Annotated in this window: 13 protein-coding genes; 4 read left to right on the top strand and 9 right to left on the bottom strand. The window is 65.7% G+C overall.

Annotated features, from left to right (window positions below; translation table 11 throughout):
* Together U4Y90_RS04370 and U4Y90_RS04365 are read right to left on the bottom strand one after the other, a co-directional pair.
* Positions 1-191: hypothetical protein (locus U4Y90_RS04370; RefSeq protein WP_321792500.1), on the bottom strand; the 191-nt coding region annotated here is incomplete at its 3' end.
* An 18-nt stretch (positions 192-209) separates the two neighbouring features.
* On the bottom strand, positions 210-1,034 hold the full coding sequence (locus U4Y90_RS04365) for an EAL domain-containing protein (protein ID WP_321792498.1): 825 nt from the start codon (positions 1,032-1,034) through the stop codon (positions 210-212).
* A 254-nt stretch (positions 1,035-1,288) separates the two neighbouring features.
* On the opposite strand from U4Y90_RS04365, the gene hmgA reads away from it, so the two are divergent.
* A complete protein-coding gene (hmgA, locus tag U4Y90_RS04360; RefSeq protein ID WP_321792496.1) occupies positions 1,289-2,626 on the top strand; it encodes a homogentisate 1,2-dioxygenase in 1,338 nt (445 codons plus the stop codon).
* Entirely contained in the window at positions 2,623-3,918 is a 1,296-nt protein-coding gene (fahA, locus tag U4Y90_RS04355) for a fumarylacetoacetase (protein ID WP_321792495.1), read from the top strand. The genes hmgA and fahA overlap by 4 nt, the downstream gene beginning before the upstream one ends.
* Here the strand turns inward: fahA and U4Y90_RS04350 are convergent.
* Together U4Y90_RS04350 and U4Y90_RS04345 are read right to left on the bottom strand one after the other, a co-directional pair.
* Entirely contained in the window at positions 3,915-5,075 is a 1,161-nt protein-coding gene (locus tag U4Y90_RS04350; protein ID WP_321792493.1) for an MFS transporter, read from the bottom strand. The genes fahA and U4Y90_RS04350 overlap by 4 nt on opposite strands.
* 22 nt (positions 5,076-5,097) lie before the next feature.
* Positions 5,098-6,270, bottom strand: a complete 1,173-nt coding sequence (locus U4Y90_RS04345; protein WP_321792492.1) for an MFS transporter — start codon at positions 6,268-6,270, stop codon at positions 5,098-5,100.
* Between the two features lie 313 nt (positions 6,271-6,583).
* Between U4Y90_RS04345 and U4Y90_RS04340 the strand changes: the two genes are divergently transcribed.
* Entirely contained in the window at positions 6,584-7,027 is a 444-nt protein-coding gene (locus U4Y90_RS04340; protein WP_321792490.1) for a hypothetical protein, read from the top strand.
* On the opposite strand, the gene pdeM is transcribed toward U4Y90_RS04340, so the two are convergent.
* From pdeM to U4Y90_RS04320, 4 genes are read right to left on the bottom strand one after another with little or no spacing between them, the layout of a single operon-like run.
* Positions 6,990-7,679, bottom strand: coding sequence for a ligase-associated DNA damage response endonuclease PdeM (pdeM, locus tag U4Y90_RS04335; RefSeq protein ID WP_321792488.1), 690 nt, complete (start codon positions 7,677-7,679; stop codon positions 6,990-6,992). The genes U4Y90_RS04340 and pdeM overlap by 38 nt on opposite strands.
* Positions 7,680-10,280, bottom strand: a complete 2,601-nt coding sequence (locus U4Y90_RS04330; RefSeq protein ID WP_321792486.1) for a ligase-associated DNA damage response DEXH box helicase — start codon at positions 10,278-10,280, stop codon at positions 7,680-7,682.
* Positions 10,277-11,932, bottom strand: coding sequence for an ATP-dependent DNA ligase (locus U4Y90_RS04325; protein ID WP_321792484.1), 1,656 nt, complete (start codon positions 11,930-11,932; stop codon positions 10,277-10,279). Before U4Y90_RS04325 ends, U4Y90_RS04330 begins: the two co-directional genes overlap by 4 nt.
* Positions 11,929-12,969 (bottom strand): ligase-associated DNA damage response exonuclease, encoded by a 1,041-nt coding sequence (locus tag U4Y90_RS04320; RefSeq protein WP_321792482.1) that lies wholly within the window; start codon positions 12,967-12,969, stop codon positions 11,929-11,931. The genes U4Y90_RS04325 and U4Y90_RS04320 overlap by 4 nt, the downstream gene beginning before the upstream one ends.
* A gap of 235 nt (positions 12,970-13,204) precedes the next feature.
* On the opposite strand from U4Y90_RS04320, the gene U4Y90_RS04315 reads away from it, so the two are divergent.
* Positions 13,205-13,711, top strand: coding sequence for a plasmid fertility inhibition factor family protein (locus U4Y90_RS04315; RefSeq protein ID WP_321792480.1), 507 nt, complete (start codon positions 13,205-13,207; stop codon positions 13,709-13,711).
* Positions 13,712-13,798: 87 nt separating this feature from the next.
* Here U4Y90_RS04315 and U4Y90_RS04310 read toward each other — a convergent pair whose 3' ends face one another.
* Positions 13,799-14,812: a LysR family transcriptional regulator gene (locus U4Y90_RS04310; protein ID WP_415749287.1), complete on the bottom strand. Its 1,014-nt coding sequence runs from the start codon at positions 14,810-14,812 to the stop codon at positions 13,799-13,801.
* Positions 14,813-14,924: the final 112 nt, after the last annotated feature.

Here is a 14,924-nt window from a genome sequence, read left to right as displayed (position 1 = left end):
ACTTTCTTTGCAGCAGCAAAGAAAGTGACTGCCGCCCCGCACAGGGGCAGTGCTAATAGACCGCCACGAATACGGGATTCCACGAGAACCTTGGTGAACACGGCGGCAAAGTAAGCAAAGAAAGTGACTGCCGCCCCGCACAGGGGCAGTGCTAATAGACCGACGCGAAATCGGGATCCGGCGAAAACCAAACCCAGAACCCCAACCCCCTATTTCCCCTGCAAACTCGGATGCTCATCGAACACCGGCCCTTGCACGAAATGCACATCGAACTGCTGCAGCGCATTGAACTGCGCTTCATCGCAGACATTCGAAAAGATGAGCGGAATCCTCAACCGATGCGCATACGCCACCAGATGCTTAACCACTGAATCGCGCAGGGCCTGCGCCGCATCCATCTTGATGAAGTCGAGCCGCGCCATATCCGACACGGCCATGATCTGTCCGGCATTGGGCAGATTGCCCGCCACCTTGAAACCGTAGTGCTGATAGCTCTTGGTGAGATAGCCGAGAAAAGTCTTGTGCGCCACGGCCGCCGCCGGCAATTCGATCACCACGCGCGACGGACTCATCCCGAACTCCATCAGCACGGAAGAGAAGTGCAGTCCGTGGTCATACTTCACGCTCTTCAAAAGGCGTTCGTGCACGCGCAAAAACAAAAGCCCCGGCCGATGCGGCCCGAAAAAATTGAACGCATGCAGCGCGCGCGATAACCGGTCCAGCGCGACCAGCTCGCGATCGTCTTCCAGTTGCCCGAACGGATCGCGCGGTGCATCGCCCTGAATGAGCGTCAACGCCTGCACGCCGAGTTCGTCGCCGAAACGCTGGGCGCTCTCCGGCGATGCGCTCAGTGTTTGCGGAAAGCTGTGCGTGCCGACATCGAAGATCGGTTCGTAAGCGCTCGAGATGCAAAGATCGCGGTAATGCGCGATCGCCTCTCCGGCGTGCTCGTGCTCGCCGAGCACGACATGCGCGCCGAGAAACGGATGTTCCGCAGCGCGGGCGACGAGTTCGGGCAAAGACGGGGCGATCATGGATGGAGCATCGGGTTCGTGAGGCGTGCCGTACCGGGCGATTGTTATCGGAATGGTCGATGGTATCAGCGCGCAACACCGCGTCCAGCACCAAATTCACATATTGATATGCCCGATCGAGGCCGTCGATTAAGGGTTTACGATGAATTTCACTAATCGTAATTGGTTTTACTATGCGTAAAACGCAGCGATGACACATCGCACACACATCGTCGCTGCCTGAACCGTCGTACTTTTCGTCGAGGATTTCGACCATGCCAACGTTCGAGACGCACACGGACGCCAACCAGCACTACCAGTCGGGCTTCGCCAACGACTTCGCCACCGAGGCGCTGCCGGGCGCGTTGCCTATCGGCCGCAACTCGCCGCAGCGCGCGGCCTACGGCTTGTATGCGGAACAGCTTTCGGGCACGGCGTTCACCGCGCCGCGCGCGCACAATCGCCGCTCGTGGCTCTATCGCATCCGGCCGGGCGCGGTCCACAAGCCGTTCACGCGCGTGCCCGCCGACATGCTGCGCGCAAAGCTCGTCGCCAATTTCGCCGATGTGCCCGCGACGCCGCCCAATCAATTGCGCTGGGACCCGCTGCCGATGCCCGCTGCGCCGACCGACTTCATCGACGGCTGGGTGACGATGGCCGGCAACGGCGCCGCGGAATCGATGTCGGGCTGCGCGATCCATCTCTACGCCGCGAACCGGTCGATGCAGGACCGCTTCTTCTACAACAGCGACGGCGAACTGCTGATCGTGCCGCAGCAAGGCCGCCTCGCGATCTTCACCGAGCTCGGCAAACTGGACGTCGAACCGTACGAGATCGCGGTCATTCCGCGCGGCGTGCGTTTTTCCGTGGCGCTGCCCGACGGCGAAGCGCGCGGCTATATCTGCGAGAACTTCGGCGCGTTGCTGCAATTGCCCGATCTCGGTCCGATCGGTTCGAACGGGCTCGCGAATCCGCGCGATTTCCTCACGCCGCACGCCGCCTATGAAGACCGCGAGGGCAAGTTCGAGCTCGTCACGAAAATGAACGGCGTGCTCTGGCGCGCGGACATAGGCCATTCGCCGCTCGATGTCGTCGCGTGGCACGGCAATTACGCGCCGTACAAATACGATCTGCGCCACTTCAACACCATCGGCTCGATCAGCTACGACCATCCCGATCCGTCGATCTTCCTCGTGCTGCAGTCGCCGAGCGACACGCCGGGCGTCGACACGATCGACTTCGTGATCTTCCCGCCGCGCTGGCTCGCCGCCGAGGATACGTTCCGTCCGCCGTGGTTCCATCGCAATGTCGCGAGCGAGTTCATGGGACTCGTGCACGGCGTGTACGACGCGAAGGCCGAAGGTTTCGTGCCGGGCGGCGCGAGTCTGCACAACTGCATGTCGGGGCACGGGCCGGACGCGGAGACTTTCGAGAAGGCATCGAAGTCCGATACGTCGAAGCCCGCGAAGGTCGACGCCACGATGGCCTTCATGTTCGAGACGCGCACGCTCATCAAGCCGACGCAGTTCGCGCTCGAAACCGCGCAACTACAGGCGAATTACTACGAGTGCTGGCAAGGCCTCACGAAACATTTCAACCCGGAGCAACGATGAACGACGCGCTGAAGGCCACACTCGCGCCTGCCCTGAAGAGCTGGATCGAATCCGCGAACGATCCCGCGAACGACTTCCCGATCCAGAACCTGCCGTTCGGAATTTTCAGCGACGCGGTGAACGCGCAAGCGCGCGCGGGCGTCGCGATCGGCGACTGGATCGTCGATCTGGCCGCGCTCGAACGCGCCGGCCTGATCGACGCGCAACGCACGTTCGACAAGCCGCGCCTGAACGACTTCATCGCGCGCGGGCGTGACACATGGCGCGACGTGCGTATCGCGCTTTCCGCGTTGCTCGCACAAGGCAACGCGACGCTGCGCGACGACGAAGCCTTGCGCCGCCGCGCGCTCGTGCCGCGCTCCGACGCGACGATGCATCTGCCGGTCGAGATTCCGGGCTACACGGATTTCTATTCGTCGAGAGAGCACGCGACGAACGTCGGCTCGATGTTCCGCGATCCGAAGAACGCGCTCCTGCCGAACTGGTCGGAGCTGCCGGTCGGCTACAACGGACGCGCGTCGTCGGTGGTGGTGAGCGGCACGCCGGTGCGCCGGCCCAACGGCCAGATCAAGCTGCCGAACGAAGAGCGCCCGATTTTCAGCGCGTGCCGCAAGCTGGATATCGAGCTGGAGACGGGCTTCATCATCGGCCGCGGCAATGCGCTCGGCGAGCCGATCGCGTGTGAGGACGCGGAGCAGCATATCTTCGGCATGGTGCTGCTCAACGACTGGAGCGCGCGCGATATCCAGCAATGGGAATACGTGCCGCTCGGCCCGTTCAACTCGAAGGGCTTCGCGACGACCATCTCGCCCTGGATCGTCACGCTCGATGCGCTCGAGCCGTTCCGCACCGCGACGCCGGTGCAGGCGCCCGAACCGCTCGCGTATCTGCGCCACGAGGGCGATCACGCGTTCGATATCGAACTGGAAGTCGTGCTGCGCCCCGAAGGCGCGCGCAAGCCGACGACCATTTCGCGCGCCAACTTCAGCCTGATGTACTGGTCGATGGCACAGCAGCTCGCGCATCACACGGTGAGCGGCTGCAACACGCGCGTGGGCGATCTGATGGGCTCGGGCACGATCAGCGGACCGACGCCGGATTCGTGCGGCAGCCTGCTCGAAAGCACTTGGAACGGCCAGCGGCCCGTGAAGCTGGAAGAGGGCGGCGAGCGCGTGTTCCTGCAGGACGGCGATGAAATCACCTTGCGCGGCTGGTGTCAGGGCGACGGATATCGCGTCGGATTCGGCGATTGCGCGGGGCGGATTTTGCCGGCGCGCGCAATCGCGTCCTAGCCGGACGCGCGCGCGGACGACGCACGCCGTTCCCACCACGCCGCGACGAGAAACGCGCACGCCGCTGCCGTCAACACGCCGATCAACGCGTCCGCGCCGACGCGCTGCATCAGCGTGCCCGCGACGATCGGACCGCCGAAGCTCGCGACGCTCCACGACGCGCCGACGATCGCCGTCGCGGAAACGAGCGACGGGCCGCGAAAGCGCTCTCCGCACGCGACGATCGACAGCGTGTACACGCTGCCCGCCGCCGCGCCGGTCACGAAGAGCAGCGGCCAGCAGATCCACGGATACGCGACGGCCCACGGCAAGAGCGGCAACAGCAGCGCCGCGACGACACCCGCGCCCGCATGCACCTTCGCGCGCCCGACGCGATCGGCGAGCCAGCCGATCGGAAACTGCATCGTCGTGTCGCCGAGAAGAATCGCCGATGCGAACAGCACGCCGACGTCCTCGCCGATTCCGTGCGACATCGCGAAGAGCGGCATCAGCGAAAGCGCGAGCGTGTCGAAGAGCGCGAAGAAGCCCGTGCCGATCACGAGCGCCGGCATGCGCGGCAGCACGGCGCGCCAGTCGCCGTGTTCGCCTTCGTCGGCGGCGAGCGCGTGCGGCGTGCCGCGTATCGAGGCGAGCGCGGGCAATGCCAGCAGAAAGATCGCGCCGCAGATGGCGAAGCGCAACGACGGCAGGCCGCCGATCGCGTTGACGAGCACCGGGCCCGTCATCTGAAAAAGGGTGAAGTTGGTCGCGTAGATGGCGACGACGCGCCCGCGCGTGGCATCGTCGGCGAGCTGCGTGACCCATGCCTCGCCGATCGTGAAGAGCAGCATCAGCGCCGCGCCGCACAGGAAACGCAGCACGGCCCATAGCCACAGGTCGACCGTGAACTGCATCGCGATGGTGGACAGCGCCGCGACGATCACCGTGCCGACAATCGTCGCGCGCGCGCCGTACCGTGCCGCGACGCGGCTCGCCAGCGGCGCGATGGCGAGGCCGCCCGCCGCCTGCATCGCCGTCATCAGTCCGACGATGCCGGTGCCGCGCCCCGCCTGCGTCAGCGCGAGCGCGGTGAGCGGCAGCGTCGCGCCGAGGCCCAGGCCGACCACCGCGACGCTCAGGATCAGCGCGAGAAAATCGCGCGTGAGGATTCCCTTCATCCCACGTACCGAGCGCCGGAAATCAGGCGGCCTGTCCGATCGAAAGACGGCGCGCGCGTTTGTCCAGCGTCGCCGACAGCAGCGTGAGGCCGAACGCGCTCGCCGCCATCAGAATGCCGACCCACGGCAGCGACGTGAGCGGCGCGCCCGCGCCGATCACGCAGCCCCCGAGCCACGCGCCGGTGGCGTTGCCGAGGTTGAACGCGCCCTGATTCAACGTGGATGCGAGGTTCGGCGCATCGCTCGCGCGGTTCACGATCAGGATCTGCAGCGGCGGCACGATCGCGAACGCGAGCACGCCCCAGAAGAAGATCGTGATCATCGCCAGCACGGGTTCGTGCATCGTGCCGGCGAAGATCGTCAGAATGACGACGATCGCGAGCAGGAAGGACAGCAGCGAGCGCAGCAGCTTCCAGTCCGCGAGCTTGCCGCCGAGCGTGCTGCCGACGGTGAGGCCGAGACCGAAGAGCAGCAGCACATAGGTGACCGCGTGCGGCGAAAGGCCCGTCACGTCTTCGAGGATGGGCGTGATATACGTGAACACCGAGAACAGGCTCGCCGATGCGAGCACGCTGATGCCGAGCACCATCAGCACTTGCGGGTTCTTGAGCACGTCGAATTCGCGCAGGATGCTGGTGTCGCGCATCTCGATATGCTTCGGCAGGCACACGGCGAGCGCGCCCGCCGCCGCCACGCCGATCAGCGTGACGACCCAGAACGTCGAGCGCCAACCGGCCGCCTGGCCGAGCGCGGTGCCGAGCGGCACGCCGAGAACGTTGGCGAGCGTGAGCCCGGTGAACATCAGCGCAATGGCCTGCGCGCGGCGATTCGGCGCGACGAGATCGGCGGCGACCACCGAGCCGATGCCGAAGAACGCGCCGTGACAGAACGCGGTGACGATGCGCGCGCCCATCAGCACCCAGTAGTTCGGCGCGAGCGCGCACAGCGTGTTGCCGACGATGAACACGCCGATCAGGCCCATCAGCGCCTTCTTGCGCGGCATCTTCGCGGTGACCACCGCCAGAATCGGCGCGCCTACCGTGACGCCGAGCGCATAGCCGGACACGAGCATGCCCGCCGCCGGGATCGTGACCGCGAGATCGCGCGCGACGTTGGGCAACAGGCCCATGATGACGAATTCGGTCGTGCCGATGCCGAACGCGGCAACGGCGAGAGCGAAGAGAGGCAGAGGCATGGCGGGAGCGGACGAAGTGTCACGTCTGGGCGCATCGTCGGATTGAGCGATGCAGGCGCCGAGGCGGAGTTGAAGGCTCGAATTGTACCGAAAGGTAATTTTCGATGCTGGTATAAACCCTGATGCCGACCGGCCCGGCCATGCTCCGCCTCGAACGGATATTCTTTCGGACGCGGCGGCGACGCATGAGTTTTGCAGACGCACCGGCATCATGCGTCAGATGTTTCCGGTAACAGGGCAGCCACCGTGCATTCCTTGCGCGTCGCCACCGGCGCCGAGTGTTGGAAAAACGCAGCACCTTTTTGATCGAAAAATGTCACTGACACAATTCTTTTTCCGCGCGGCAGCCGCGGGCACGTTGTTCATCGCCACGCTCGCGGCCGCGCAGAGCGACGCCGCCGGTCCCATCGCCACCCGAGCCGGGGCGCTGCATTTTCTGCGCGACGAGTCCGGCATGGCCGCGCTCATCGACACGCAAGTGTTCGATCGCTTCGACGCGAAGCGCATCGTTCATTTCGATGAAACGTCCGGCTCGAGCGACACCGTCACGCGCATGCTCGTGCAGACCGATACCGGCCCGATCCTCTACGATTTCCGCCGCAACCCGCCGCTCGTGCAACGCGCCGGCCAGCGCATGACGGTCAAACGCGTGTTCTGGCAGGGCGAGGAAGTGGTGATGCAGTCGAATCTCGGCTGGTACGGCTTGCAGCGCGGCAAGCTCACGAAGCTGCAATCATCGACGACGATCTATCACTGAGCGGGAACACGCGTTCGCTGGCGATCACATAGAGCGCTTCGCCGCGCACGTCGCCGTTCACCTCGTAGCCGCCCGTGAACGCGCCGAACGCGGGCAGCACGCCCGCGCGCGGACCGAAACGAAAGCACGGCAGGCGTGCGCTGTCGATGCGCGTTGCGAGTCGATATACCGGATGCTCGTGTCCCGCGAGCGCGTAAGCGCCGTCGACCGTCCGCGGATGATGGCAAAGCGCCCACGGCCCGAGCGCGTGCGGCTCCTTCACGACATCGACGCCGAAGAGCGCGGGCAGCGCGCCCGCGTGCCTGTCGTGATTGCCTTCGACGAGCACGAGCCGCAATTCCCGATGCTTCGCGCGCCATGCGGCGAGCGCGTCGAGCGTTTCATCGGCGTGGGATTCGCGCGCGTGCAGCAAGTCGCCGAGAAAGACGATCGATTCCGGCCGATGCGCCGCAACGAGCGCATCGAGCCGCGCCAGACTCTCCCCGGTCGTGCCGACGGGCACCGGAATGCCGCGCGCGCGAAACACGGCGTCCTTGCCGAAGTGCGCATCGGCGATGAAGAGGCTTTTCAAGTGCGGATCGAACGCCGCGCGTCCCGCCGATAACACGAGCGCGTGGCCGTTCACGTCGATGGTCAGTGCTTCGAGTGCCATTTATCCCTTCGCTGCCTTCTCCAGATCCGCGAGCATGCGCGCGACCCGATCCGACAGCTTCTCAGTGCTCACCTTTTCACGCAAGCGCGCGACGATCAGCGGAAACGCAAAGGGCGTCGGCTTCTTCGGCGCGTGCAGCGCGAGACGGCTCTCGCTCATGCGTTCGAGCGCCGCGCGGATGCGGCCGAGCTCCAGCTCCTGCAGCATCACTTCCTGATCGGCCTGCGCGAGCAGAAGATTGCCGCTGTCGTGCTTGCGGAAGACCTCGTAGAACAGGCCGCTCGACGCCTGCAACTGCCGCGCGCTTTTCTGCTGTCCCGGATGACCCTGATAGATCAGCCCGGACACGCGCGCGATTTCGCGAAAGCGCCGCGCCGACAGCTCCGACGCATTGAGGCTCGCGAGAATGTCGTGCTCCAGATGCTCCGGCGAAAAGAGCCCCTGCGCGATCAGCGTTTCCCAATCGAACGGCCGCGCCGACAGCAGCTCGAAGCCGTAGTCGTTCATCGAAATGGAGAAGGTGCTCGGCTGATCGCGCGAGACGCGCCAGCCGATCAGCGATCCCAGACCGATATGCGCCATGCGCCCCGCGAACGGATAGCAGAAGAAGTGATGACCTTCGCGTGAGCGCACTTGTTCGACGACGAGCACGCCCGGCCCCGGCAGCGCGGACCATTTCGCCTGCAAGTCGAGCAAGGGTTTGACGGCGCGCATTTCGGGTTCGTCGTAGATGCCGTCGCTGGCGCGCGCGAGCATCACGAGCGCGGCATCGGCCAGCTCCGACGACAGCGGCATCTTGCTGCCCGCCCATTGCGGCATTGCCCCGCGCGACGAGTTCGAGCGCTTCACGTAGGCGGTCATGTCGCGCACGCGCACGAGTTCGAGCGCGCGTCCGCCGAACGTGAAAATGTCGCCGGGCTTCAGGCGCGAGATGAACGATTCCTCCATCGCGCCGATGCGCCCGCCCGTCATGTAGGCCACGTTGATGGTCGCGTTCGCGACGATCGTCCCGACGTTGTTGCGATGCCTGCGCACGAGGTCTTCGCGCGGCACGCGATACACGCCGTCATCGTCCTTCACGACGCGATGAAAATCCGGATACGCCGCGAGCGATGCGCCGCCGCGCTCGACGAACGCGAGCGCCCAGTCGAACTCCTGCGCCGTCAGATCGCGATAGGCATACGCGGTGCGCACTTCGTCGAGCATGTCGGCGGACCTGAAGCCGCCGCCGATCGCCACCGTCACGAGATGCTGCACGAGCACGTCGAGCGGCTTGAGCGGCATGTCGCGTCCTTCGATCCGATGTTCCTGAATCGCCCAGCGCGCCGCCGCCGCTTCGACGAGTTCGAGCGCGTGCGTCGGCACGATCGTCACGCGCGATACGCGGCCGGGCGCGTGGCCCGAGCGTCCCGCGCGTTGCATCAGGCGCGCGACGCCCTTCGGCGAGCCGATCTGGAACACGCGGTCGACCGGCAGGAAGTCGACGCCCAGATCGAGACTCGACGTGCACACGACCGCCTTCAGTTGCCCGTTCTTGAGTCCCGTCTCGACCCAGTCGCGCACTTCCTTATCGAGCGAGCCGTGATGCAGCGCGAGCAGGCCCGCCCAGTCCGGACGCAACTCGAGCAGCGCGCGATACCAGATTTCCGCTTGCGAGCGCGTGTTGGTGAAGACGAGCGAGCTTTGGGCGCGCTCGATTTCATCGGCGACCGGTCCGACTTGCCGCACGCCCAGATGCCCGCCCCACGGAAAGCGCTCGATGGTCTCGGGAATCAGCGTATCGACGACGAGCGTCTTCGGTTGCGCGCCACGCACGACAACGCGCGGCGTCTTCACGGGATGCAGCAACGCATCGTGCGCGAGCGCGAGATTGCCGAGCGTCGCGGACAAGCCCCAGATTTGCAGATCGGGACGCCAGCGCGCGAGCCGCGCAATCGCCAGTTGCGTCTGCGTGCCCCGTTTGTTGCCGAGCAGCTCATGCCATTCATCGACGACGATCATGCGCAGGTGCTTCAGTTCCTCCTGCGCATTGGCGCGCGTGAGCATCAGCGTGAGGCTTTCGGGTGTCGTCACGAGCGCGGACGGCATGCGGCGATTCTGACGCGCGCGTTCGGTCGATGAAGTGTCGCCCGTGCGCAACCCGATCGTCCACGGCACGGACAGCGCGCTCACCGCGCTTTGCAGCGCGCGGGCGCTGTCGGCGGCGAGCGCGCGCATCGGCGTGATCCACAGGACGGTGAGCGGCGCGGGAAGCGCGCTGGCCCTGGGCGGCGCGTGAGCATACGCGGCGAGCGCGCCGAGCCACACGGCCCACGTCTTGCCCGCGCCGGTCGTCGCGTGAAGCAGGCCGCTCGCGCCGCGTTCGATCTCGCGCCACGCTTCGCGCTGGAATTCGAACGGCCGCCATCCGCGTTCGACGAACCAGTGCGCGATGCGCTCATCGATGGGCTTCGCCGCCTCATCCGCGTCGTACGCGAACGGCGCGGGCGCGAAAGCCTCGGCGGCGGCATCGAGCTTCGCCTGTGCCGCGCGCGTGCGCGGCACGCGGCGAGGGCGCGGCGCGCGACGCCTGCGCTCGTCGGACGACTCGGGCGCGCTCATGCGTTCGCCTCGTTCAGAAAGCCCTTGAGCATGTCGAGCGTATCGGCGTCTTCGATCTTCTTGTCGGTGCGCCAGCGCAGCATGCGCGGAAAGCGCACGGCGATGCCGGACTTGTGGCGCGGGCTCGCCTGGATGCCCTCGAAGCCGATCTCGAAGACGAGCGTCGGCGTCACGCTGCGCACCGGACCGAATTTCTCGATCGTCGTCTTGCGCACGATCGCGTCGACCCGGCGCATTTCTTCGTCGGTCAGGCCGGAATAGGCCTTCGCGAAGGGCACGAGCGTGCGCTTGCCGTCGGCTTCGTCCCAGACGGCGAAGGTGAAATCGGTATAGAGGCTCGCGCGGCGTCCGTGGCCGCGCTGCGCGTAGAGCAGCACCGCGTCGATCGAATACGGATCGATCTTCCACTTCCACCATGTGCCCGACGCCTTCGTGCGCCCGACGCCGTACATCGACGCGCGCTCCTTCAGCATCAGTCCTTCGACGCCGCGCGCGCGGCTTTCGTCGCGCAACGCGGCGAGCGCTGCCCAGTCCGATGCGACGACCATCGGCGAGACGCGCAGCACATCGACCGCGAGCGAGGACGCGAGCGCGTCGAGTTGCGCGCGCCGCGCATGCAGCGGCGCGGTGCGCAGGTCGCGCCCACCGGCTTCGAGCAGATCGTAGGCGAGCAGCGCGGCGGGCGAGTCCGCGAGCACCTTCTTCGTGAGCGACTTGCGCGTGATGCGCGGCTGCAATCGCGCGAACGGCAAAGGCGCGCTCGCGCCCGGTTCCCACGCGAGGATTTCGCCGTCGATCACGGTGCCGTCGGGCAGCGCCGCGCCGAGCGACGCAAGCTCCGGAAAGCGCTCGGTGACGAGATCCTCGCCGCGCGACCAGATCCACACCCGGCCCGCGCGCTTCACGATCTGCGCGCGTATGCCGTCCCATTTCCATTCGACGATCCAGTCATCGGGCGTGCCGAGCGTCGCCGGGTCGGCCTGCAGCGGATGCGCGAGAAAAAACGGATAGGGCAGGCCGATATCGCTTTCGTGCGGCGTGTCGACATCGTCGCCTTCGGCTGCCGGCGCGATCAGCCGCAGATAGCGCGCGGCGCTCGGCTTCTCGCGCGAATCGGTCCAGCCGACCATGCGTTGCGCGACGCGCTTGTGATCGACGCCCGCGACTTCGGCCAGCGCGCGCACGACGAGCTGCCGCGCGACGCCCACGCGAAAGCCGCCGCCGATCAGCTTGGTCAGCAAAAAGCGCTCGCTCCAGTTCAGTTCGTCCCAGTAGCTCGAGAGGCGCTCGCGCAACTCGGCCGGATTCGCGCCGCGCAAGGTGAGCACGCGTTCCTCGATCCATTGCGCGAGCCCGAGCGACGACTCGCCCGAAGCCGGCGGCAATATGTGCGCGATGGTCTCCGCGAGATCGCCGACCGCCTGATACGACTCCTCGAACAGCCACGCCGGCAAGCCCGCGCGCTCGCGGGCGATTTCCGTGAGCAGGCGTGTCGGCACCGACTGGCGCGGCTTGCCGCCCGCGAGAAAGTACGACGCCCACGCGGCGTCCTCGGCCTGCGCGCCGGAGAAATACGCGATCAGCGCTTCGAGTTTCGCGTGGGTCGACGTGGTCGCATCGAGCGCGGTATAGAGCGTCGCAAAGCGCTTCATGGCGCGGCGCTCTCGGGTTCGACCGTGTCGGCTTCGATCGCGTCGTCGCCGTATTCGGTCTGGAACGCGCCCGCGTCCAGGCCTTGCTCGCGGAGCCAGCGCACCATCGGCTCGATCTGGCCGTGCGTGACGATCACGCGTTGGGCCTGGCTCGCGCCGATCGCGAGTTGCAGGCCGGGCCAGTCGGCATGATCGGAGAGCACGAAACCGCGATCGACGCCCTTGCGCCGCCGCGTGCCGCGCAGGCGCATCCAGCCGGACGCGAAGGCATCGCTGTAATCGCCGAAGCGGCGCATCCACGTGCTGCCTTGCGCGGACGGCGGCGCGATGATCAGCGCGCCCTTGAACGCCGCCTTGTCCCGCGCGGCGATCTCGCTGACGAGTCGCGTGTCCGGCAACGCCACGCCCGCCGCGCGATACGCGCGATTGAGCGGCTCGACCGCGCCGTGACAGAAGATCGGCCCAATCGCGGCATCGACGCCCGCGAGCACGCGCTGCGCCTTGCCGAACGAATAGCAGAACAGCACCGATGCACGGCCTTCGCTCGCGTTGTGCCGCCACCATGAATCGATGCCGTCGAAGACGTCGCGCGCGTTGTCCCATCGATAGATCGGCAGGCCGAACGTCGACTCGGTGATGAAGGTATCGCAGCGCACCGGCTCGAACGGCACGCAGGTCGGATCGGGCTCGATCTTGTAATCGCCGGATGCGACCCACACGCGTCCTTTGTGCTCGACCCGCACCTGCGCCGATCCGAGCACATGACCGGCGGGATGCAGCGACACGCGCACGCCGTTCACGACGATTGTTTCCCCGTAGGCGAGCCCTTGGACGTCGATGCCCGGCAGCCTCGACAACAGCACGCCGACGCCCGGCTCGGCCGCCAGATAGCGCGCGTGACCGAAGCGCGCGTGATCGGCGTGCGCGTGCGTGATGACGGCGCGTTCGACAGGCCGCCAAGGGTCGATATGGAAGTTGCCCGGCACACAGAAGAGACCCTCGGGCCGCGCGACGATGAGATCGGAAGAGGTGTCCACTTATCGTTGAGCGATGCGTGTGTGATGCATGCCTGACGGCGCGTGCCGTCAGGCTGCGTGGATGTGTTCGATTCTGGCAACAAAAGCACACCGCGTGCCCGTCACGGCGCTTTCATGAATCGCGTCTAGGGTGTAAAAGTTTATTTGGCCCGAGCGTCTGTTCAGTGGCTCCCGTTCGGGTTGTTCGTCAGCGAAACACGCGCGCACGGGGCGCGCGCGCCGCAGTCTCTTTCATATGCCGATCATGGACACGATGGTTGCGCCGACCGCCGCAGAAGCGGTCTGGATCGTCCGGCTCCAGAGCCATCCGCAATACGATTTCGTGCGTCTGAAGCGGGTCTTCTACGACCATGGCTCACGTCATCAGGTCGTGCTCGTCGACGTGAGAAAACTGCTCGCGTGCGCCGATCGCGACGACACCGATTATGTGCTCAAGGCCGTCGACGACTGGCACGCGGGCAAGGTGCGCGGCATTCGCGAGTTTCTCGATCCGGACAATCCGCGCGTGCCGGAAATGCCCTATGTGACGATCAGCGTGCGCCGCTCGCCGGGGCTGCTCGGGCTTCTGGGCGTGCATCGGGAAGGCGTCGTCGCGTTTCGCAACGGTCAGCATCGCGCGCGCTACCTGGCGTATGCCGGCGCGTTGTGCATGCCGGTGGAAGTGCACGAGCGCGAGGCGTCGCTGCTGCGCGAGATGTGCGCGGCGCCGGATGCATCGAGTGCGGAATACGGGGAGATTTGAGCGGCGCCCGAGCCGGGCGCGCGAGGACGCTTAGTTCTGCGGTTCAATGGGCCAGACGGCGGGACGCCGTGCTGGCCCTTGTGGTTTTCAGGCTCTCAGTTCGCTCGCGGGCGCCGCGGCGCCGCGCATCGCTGCCTGCATCGGCACGATCGACGGCAGGGGCGGACGGATCAAGTCGTCGGGGCGGCTGCCGTTGGCGGCAAATTCCCGGCTCAGAAAATCGAGCGCATAGTCGATGAAGAAGCGCGTCTTCGCGGGCAGATACTGCCGTCCCGGATAGACGATCGACACTTTCATGTCGGGATCGTCGATCGAATAATCGTCCAGCAGACGAACGAGCGTGCCGTTTTCGATATCCGCTTGCACGATGCCTTCGGGAAGAATCGAAAAGCCCATGCTTTTCAGCGTGGCGAGACGCACCATCAGTCCGTTGTTGACCGTATAGACCGGCGCGAGCGAGACCTGATCGGCGGCGCCGTGCCGATGCCGGAAATGCCAGGTCTGACTGCGCATCTCGTTCGGCAATCCGACGGACGGCAGGGTTTGCAAGTCAGTGGGCGCGGCGGGCATGCCGTGCTCGGCGAGGAACGCCGGCGTGGCGATCGGCACGAATGCGTTGGTGCCGACGGGCCGCTCGATGAGCGCGGTGCTCGTCACCATGAACGCCGTGACGATGCCGACGTCATATCCGTCCTCGACGAGATCGACATGACGCTCTGCGAGCGTCAGGCGCACATTGACCTTGGGATAGATCTTTCGAAAACCGTCGATGAGCGGCGTCAGCGTAAGCAGCGACAGCGCACTGGATGCCACGACGCGCAATGTGCCGCTGGGTTCGCCCTCTGTGTGCGTGACGGTCGATTCAAGATGATCCAATTCTTCCAGCAACGCACGGCAGCCTTCGAGATAGCGCGTGCCGGCTTCGGTGAGAGACAGATTGCGGGTAGTGCGGTTTATGAGACGGGTTCGCAAATGCGCTTCGAGCATGGCGATTGCCCGAGTCACCAGCGCATTTGAAACATCGAGTTGTTGAGCGGCGCGGCGAAAGCTTTCCGTATCTGCCACGCGTACAAAAACGCGCATTGCATGGATCTGGTTCATCGTGTTGCCCTCTCTGTGAAACGATATGGGGTCCGGACTGACGCCCTTGCTGCAAGCGTGCGTCCAGTTATTGCACAGCCGTGAAATGGATAATATTGACAGAGGCAACAAA

Source organism: Caballeronia sp. J97 (genome assembly GCF_905220305.1).
Classification (GTDB): Bacteria; Pseudomonadota; Gammaproteobacteria; order Burkholderiales; family Burkholderiaceae; genus Caballeronia.
Note: the sequence above shows the minus strand (reverse complement) of the source record. Positions and strands in the feature narration are given on the sequence as shown.

What these genes read in the sequence shown, in the direction of transcription:
- U4Y90_RS04365 (WP_321792498.1), bottom strand. Translation starts at nt 1,034, where the DNA reads ATGATCGCCCCGTCTTTGCCCGAACTCGTCGCCCGCGCTGCGGAACAT.
- hmgA (WP_321792496.1), top strand. Translation starts at nt 1,289, where the DNA reads ATGCCAACGTTCGAGACGCACACGGACGCCAACCAGCACTACCAGTCG.
- fahA (WP_321792495.1), top strand. Translation starts at nt 2,623, where the DNA reads ATGAACGACGCGCTGAAGGCCACACTCGCGCCTGCCCTGAAGAGCTGG.
- U4Y90_RS04350 (WP_321792493.1), bottom strand. Translation starts at nt 5,075, where the DNA reads ATGAAGGGAATCCTCACGCGCGATTTTCTCGCGCTGATCCTGAGCGTC.
- U4Y90_RS04345 (WP_321792492.1), bottom strand. Translation starts at nt 6,270, where the DNA reads ATGCCTCTGCCTCTCTTCGCTCTCGCCGTTGCCGCGTTCGGCATCGGC.
- U4Y90_RS04340 (WP_321792490.1), top strand. Translation starts at nt 6,584, where the DNA reads ATGTCACTGACACAATTCTTTTTCCGCGCGGCAGCCGCGGGCACGTTG.
- pdeM (WP_321792488.1), bottom strand. Translation starts at nt 7,679, where the DNA reads ATGGCACTCGAAGCACTGACCATCGACGTGAACGGCCACGCGCTCGTG.
- U4Y90_RS04330 (WP_321792486.1), bottom strand. Translation starts at nt 10,280, where the DNA reads ATGAGCGCGCCCGAGTCGTCCGACGAGCGCAGGCGTCGCGCGCCGCGC.
- U4Y90_RS04325 (WP_321792484.1), bottom strand. Translation starts at nt 11,932, where the DNA reads ATGAAGCGCTTTGCGACGCTCTATACCGCGCTCGATGCGACCACGTCG.
- U4Y90_RS04315 (WP_321792480.1), top strand. Translation starts at nt 13,205, where the DNA reads ATGCCGATCATGGACACGATGGTTGCGCCGACCGCCGCAGAAGCGGTC.
- U4Y90_RS04310 (WP_415749287.1), bottom strand. Translation starts at nt 14,812, where the DNA reads ATGAACCAGATCCATGCAATGCGCGTTTTTGTACGCGTGGCAGATACG.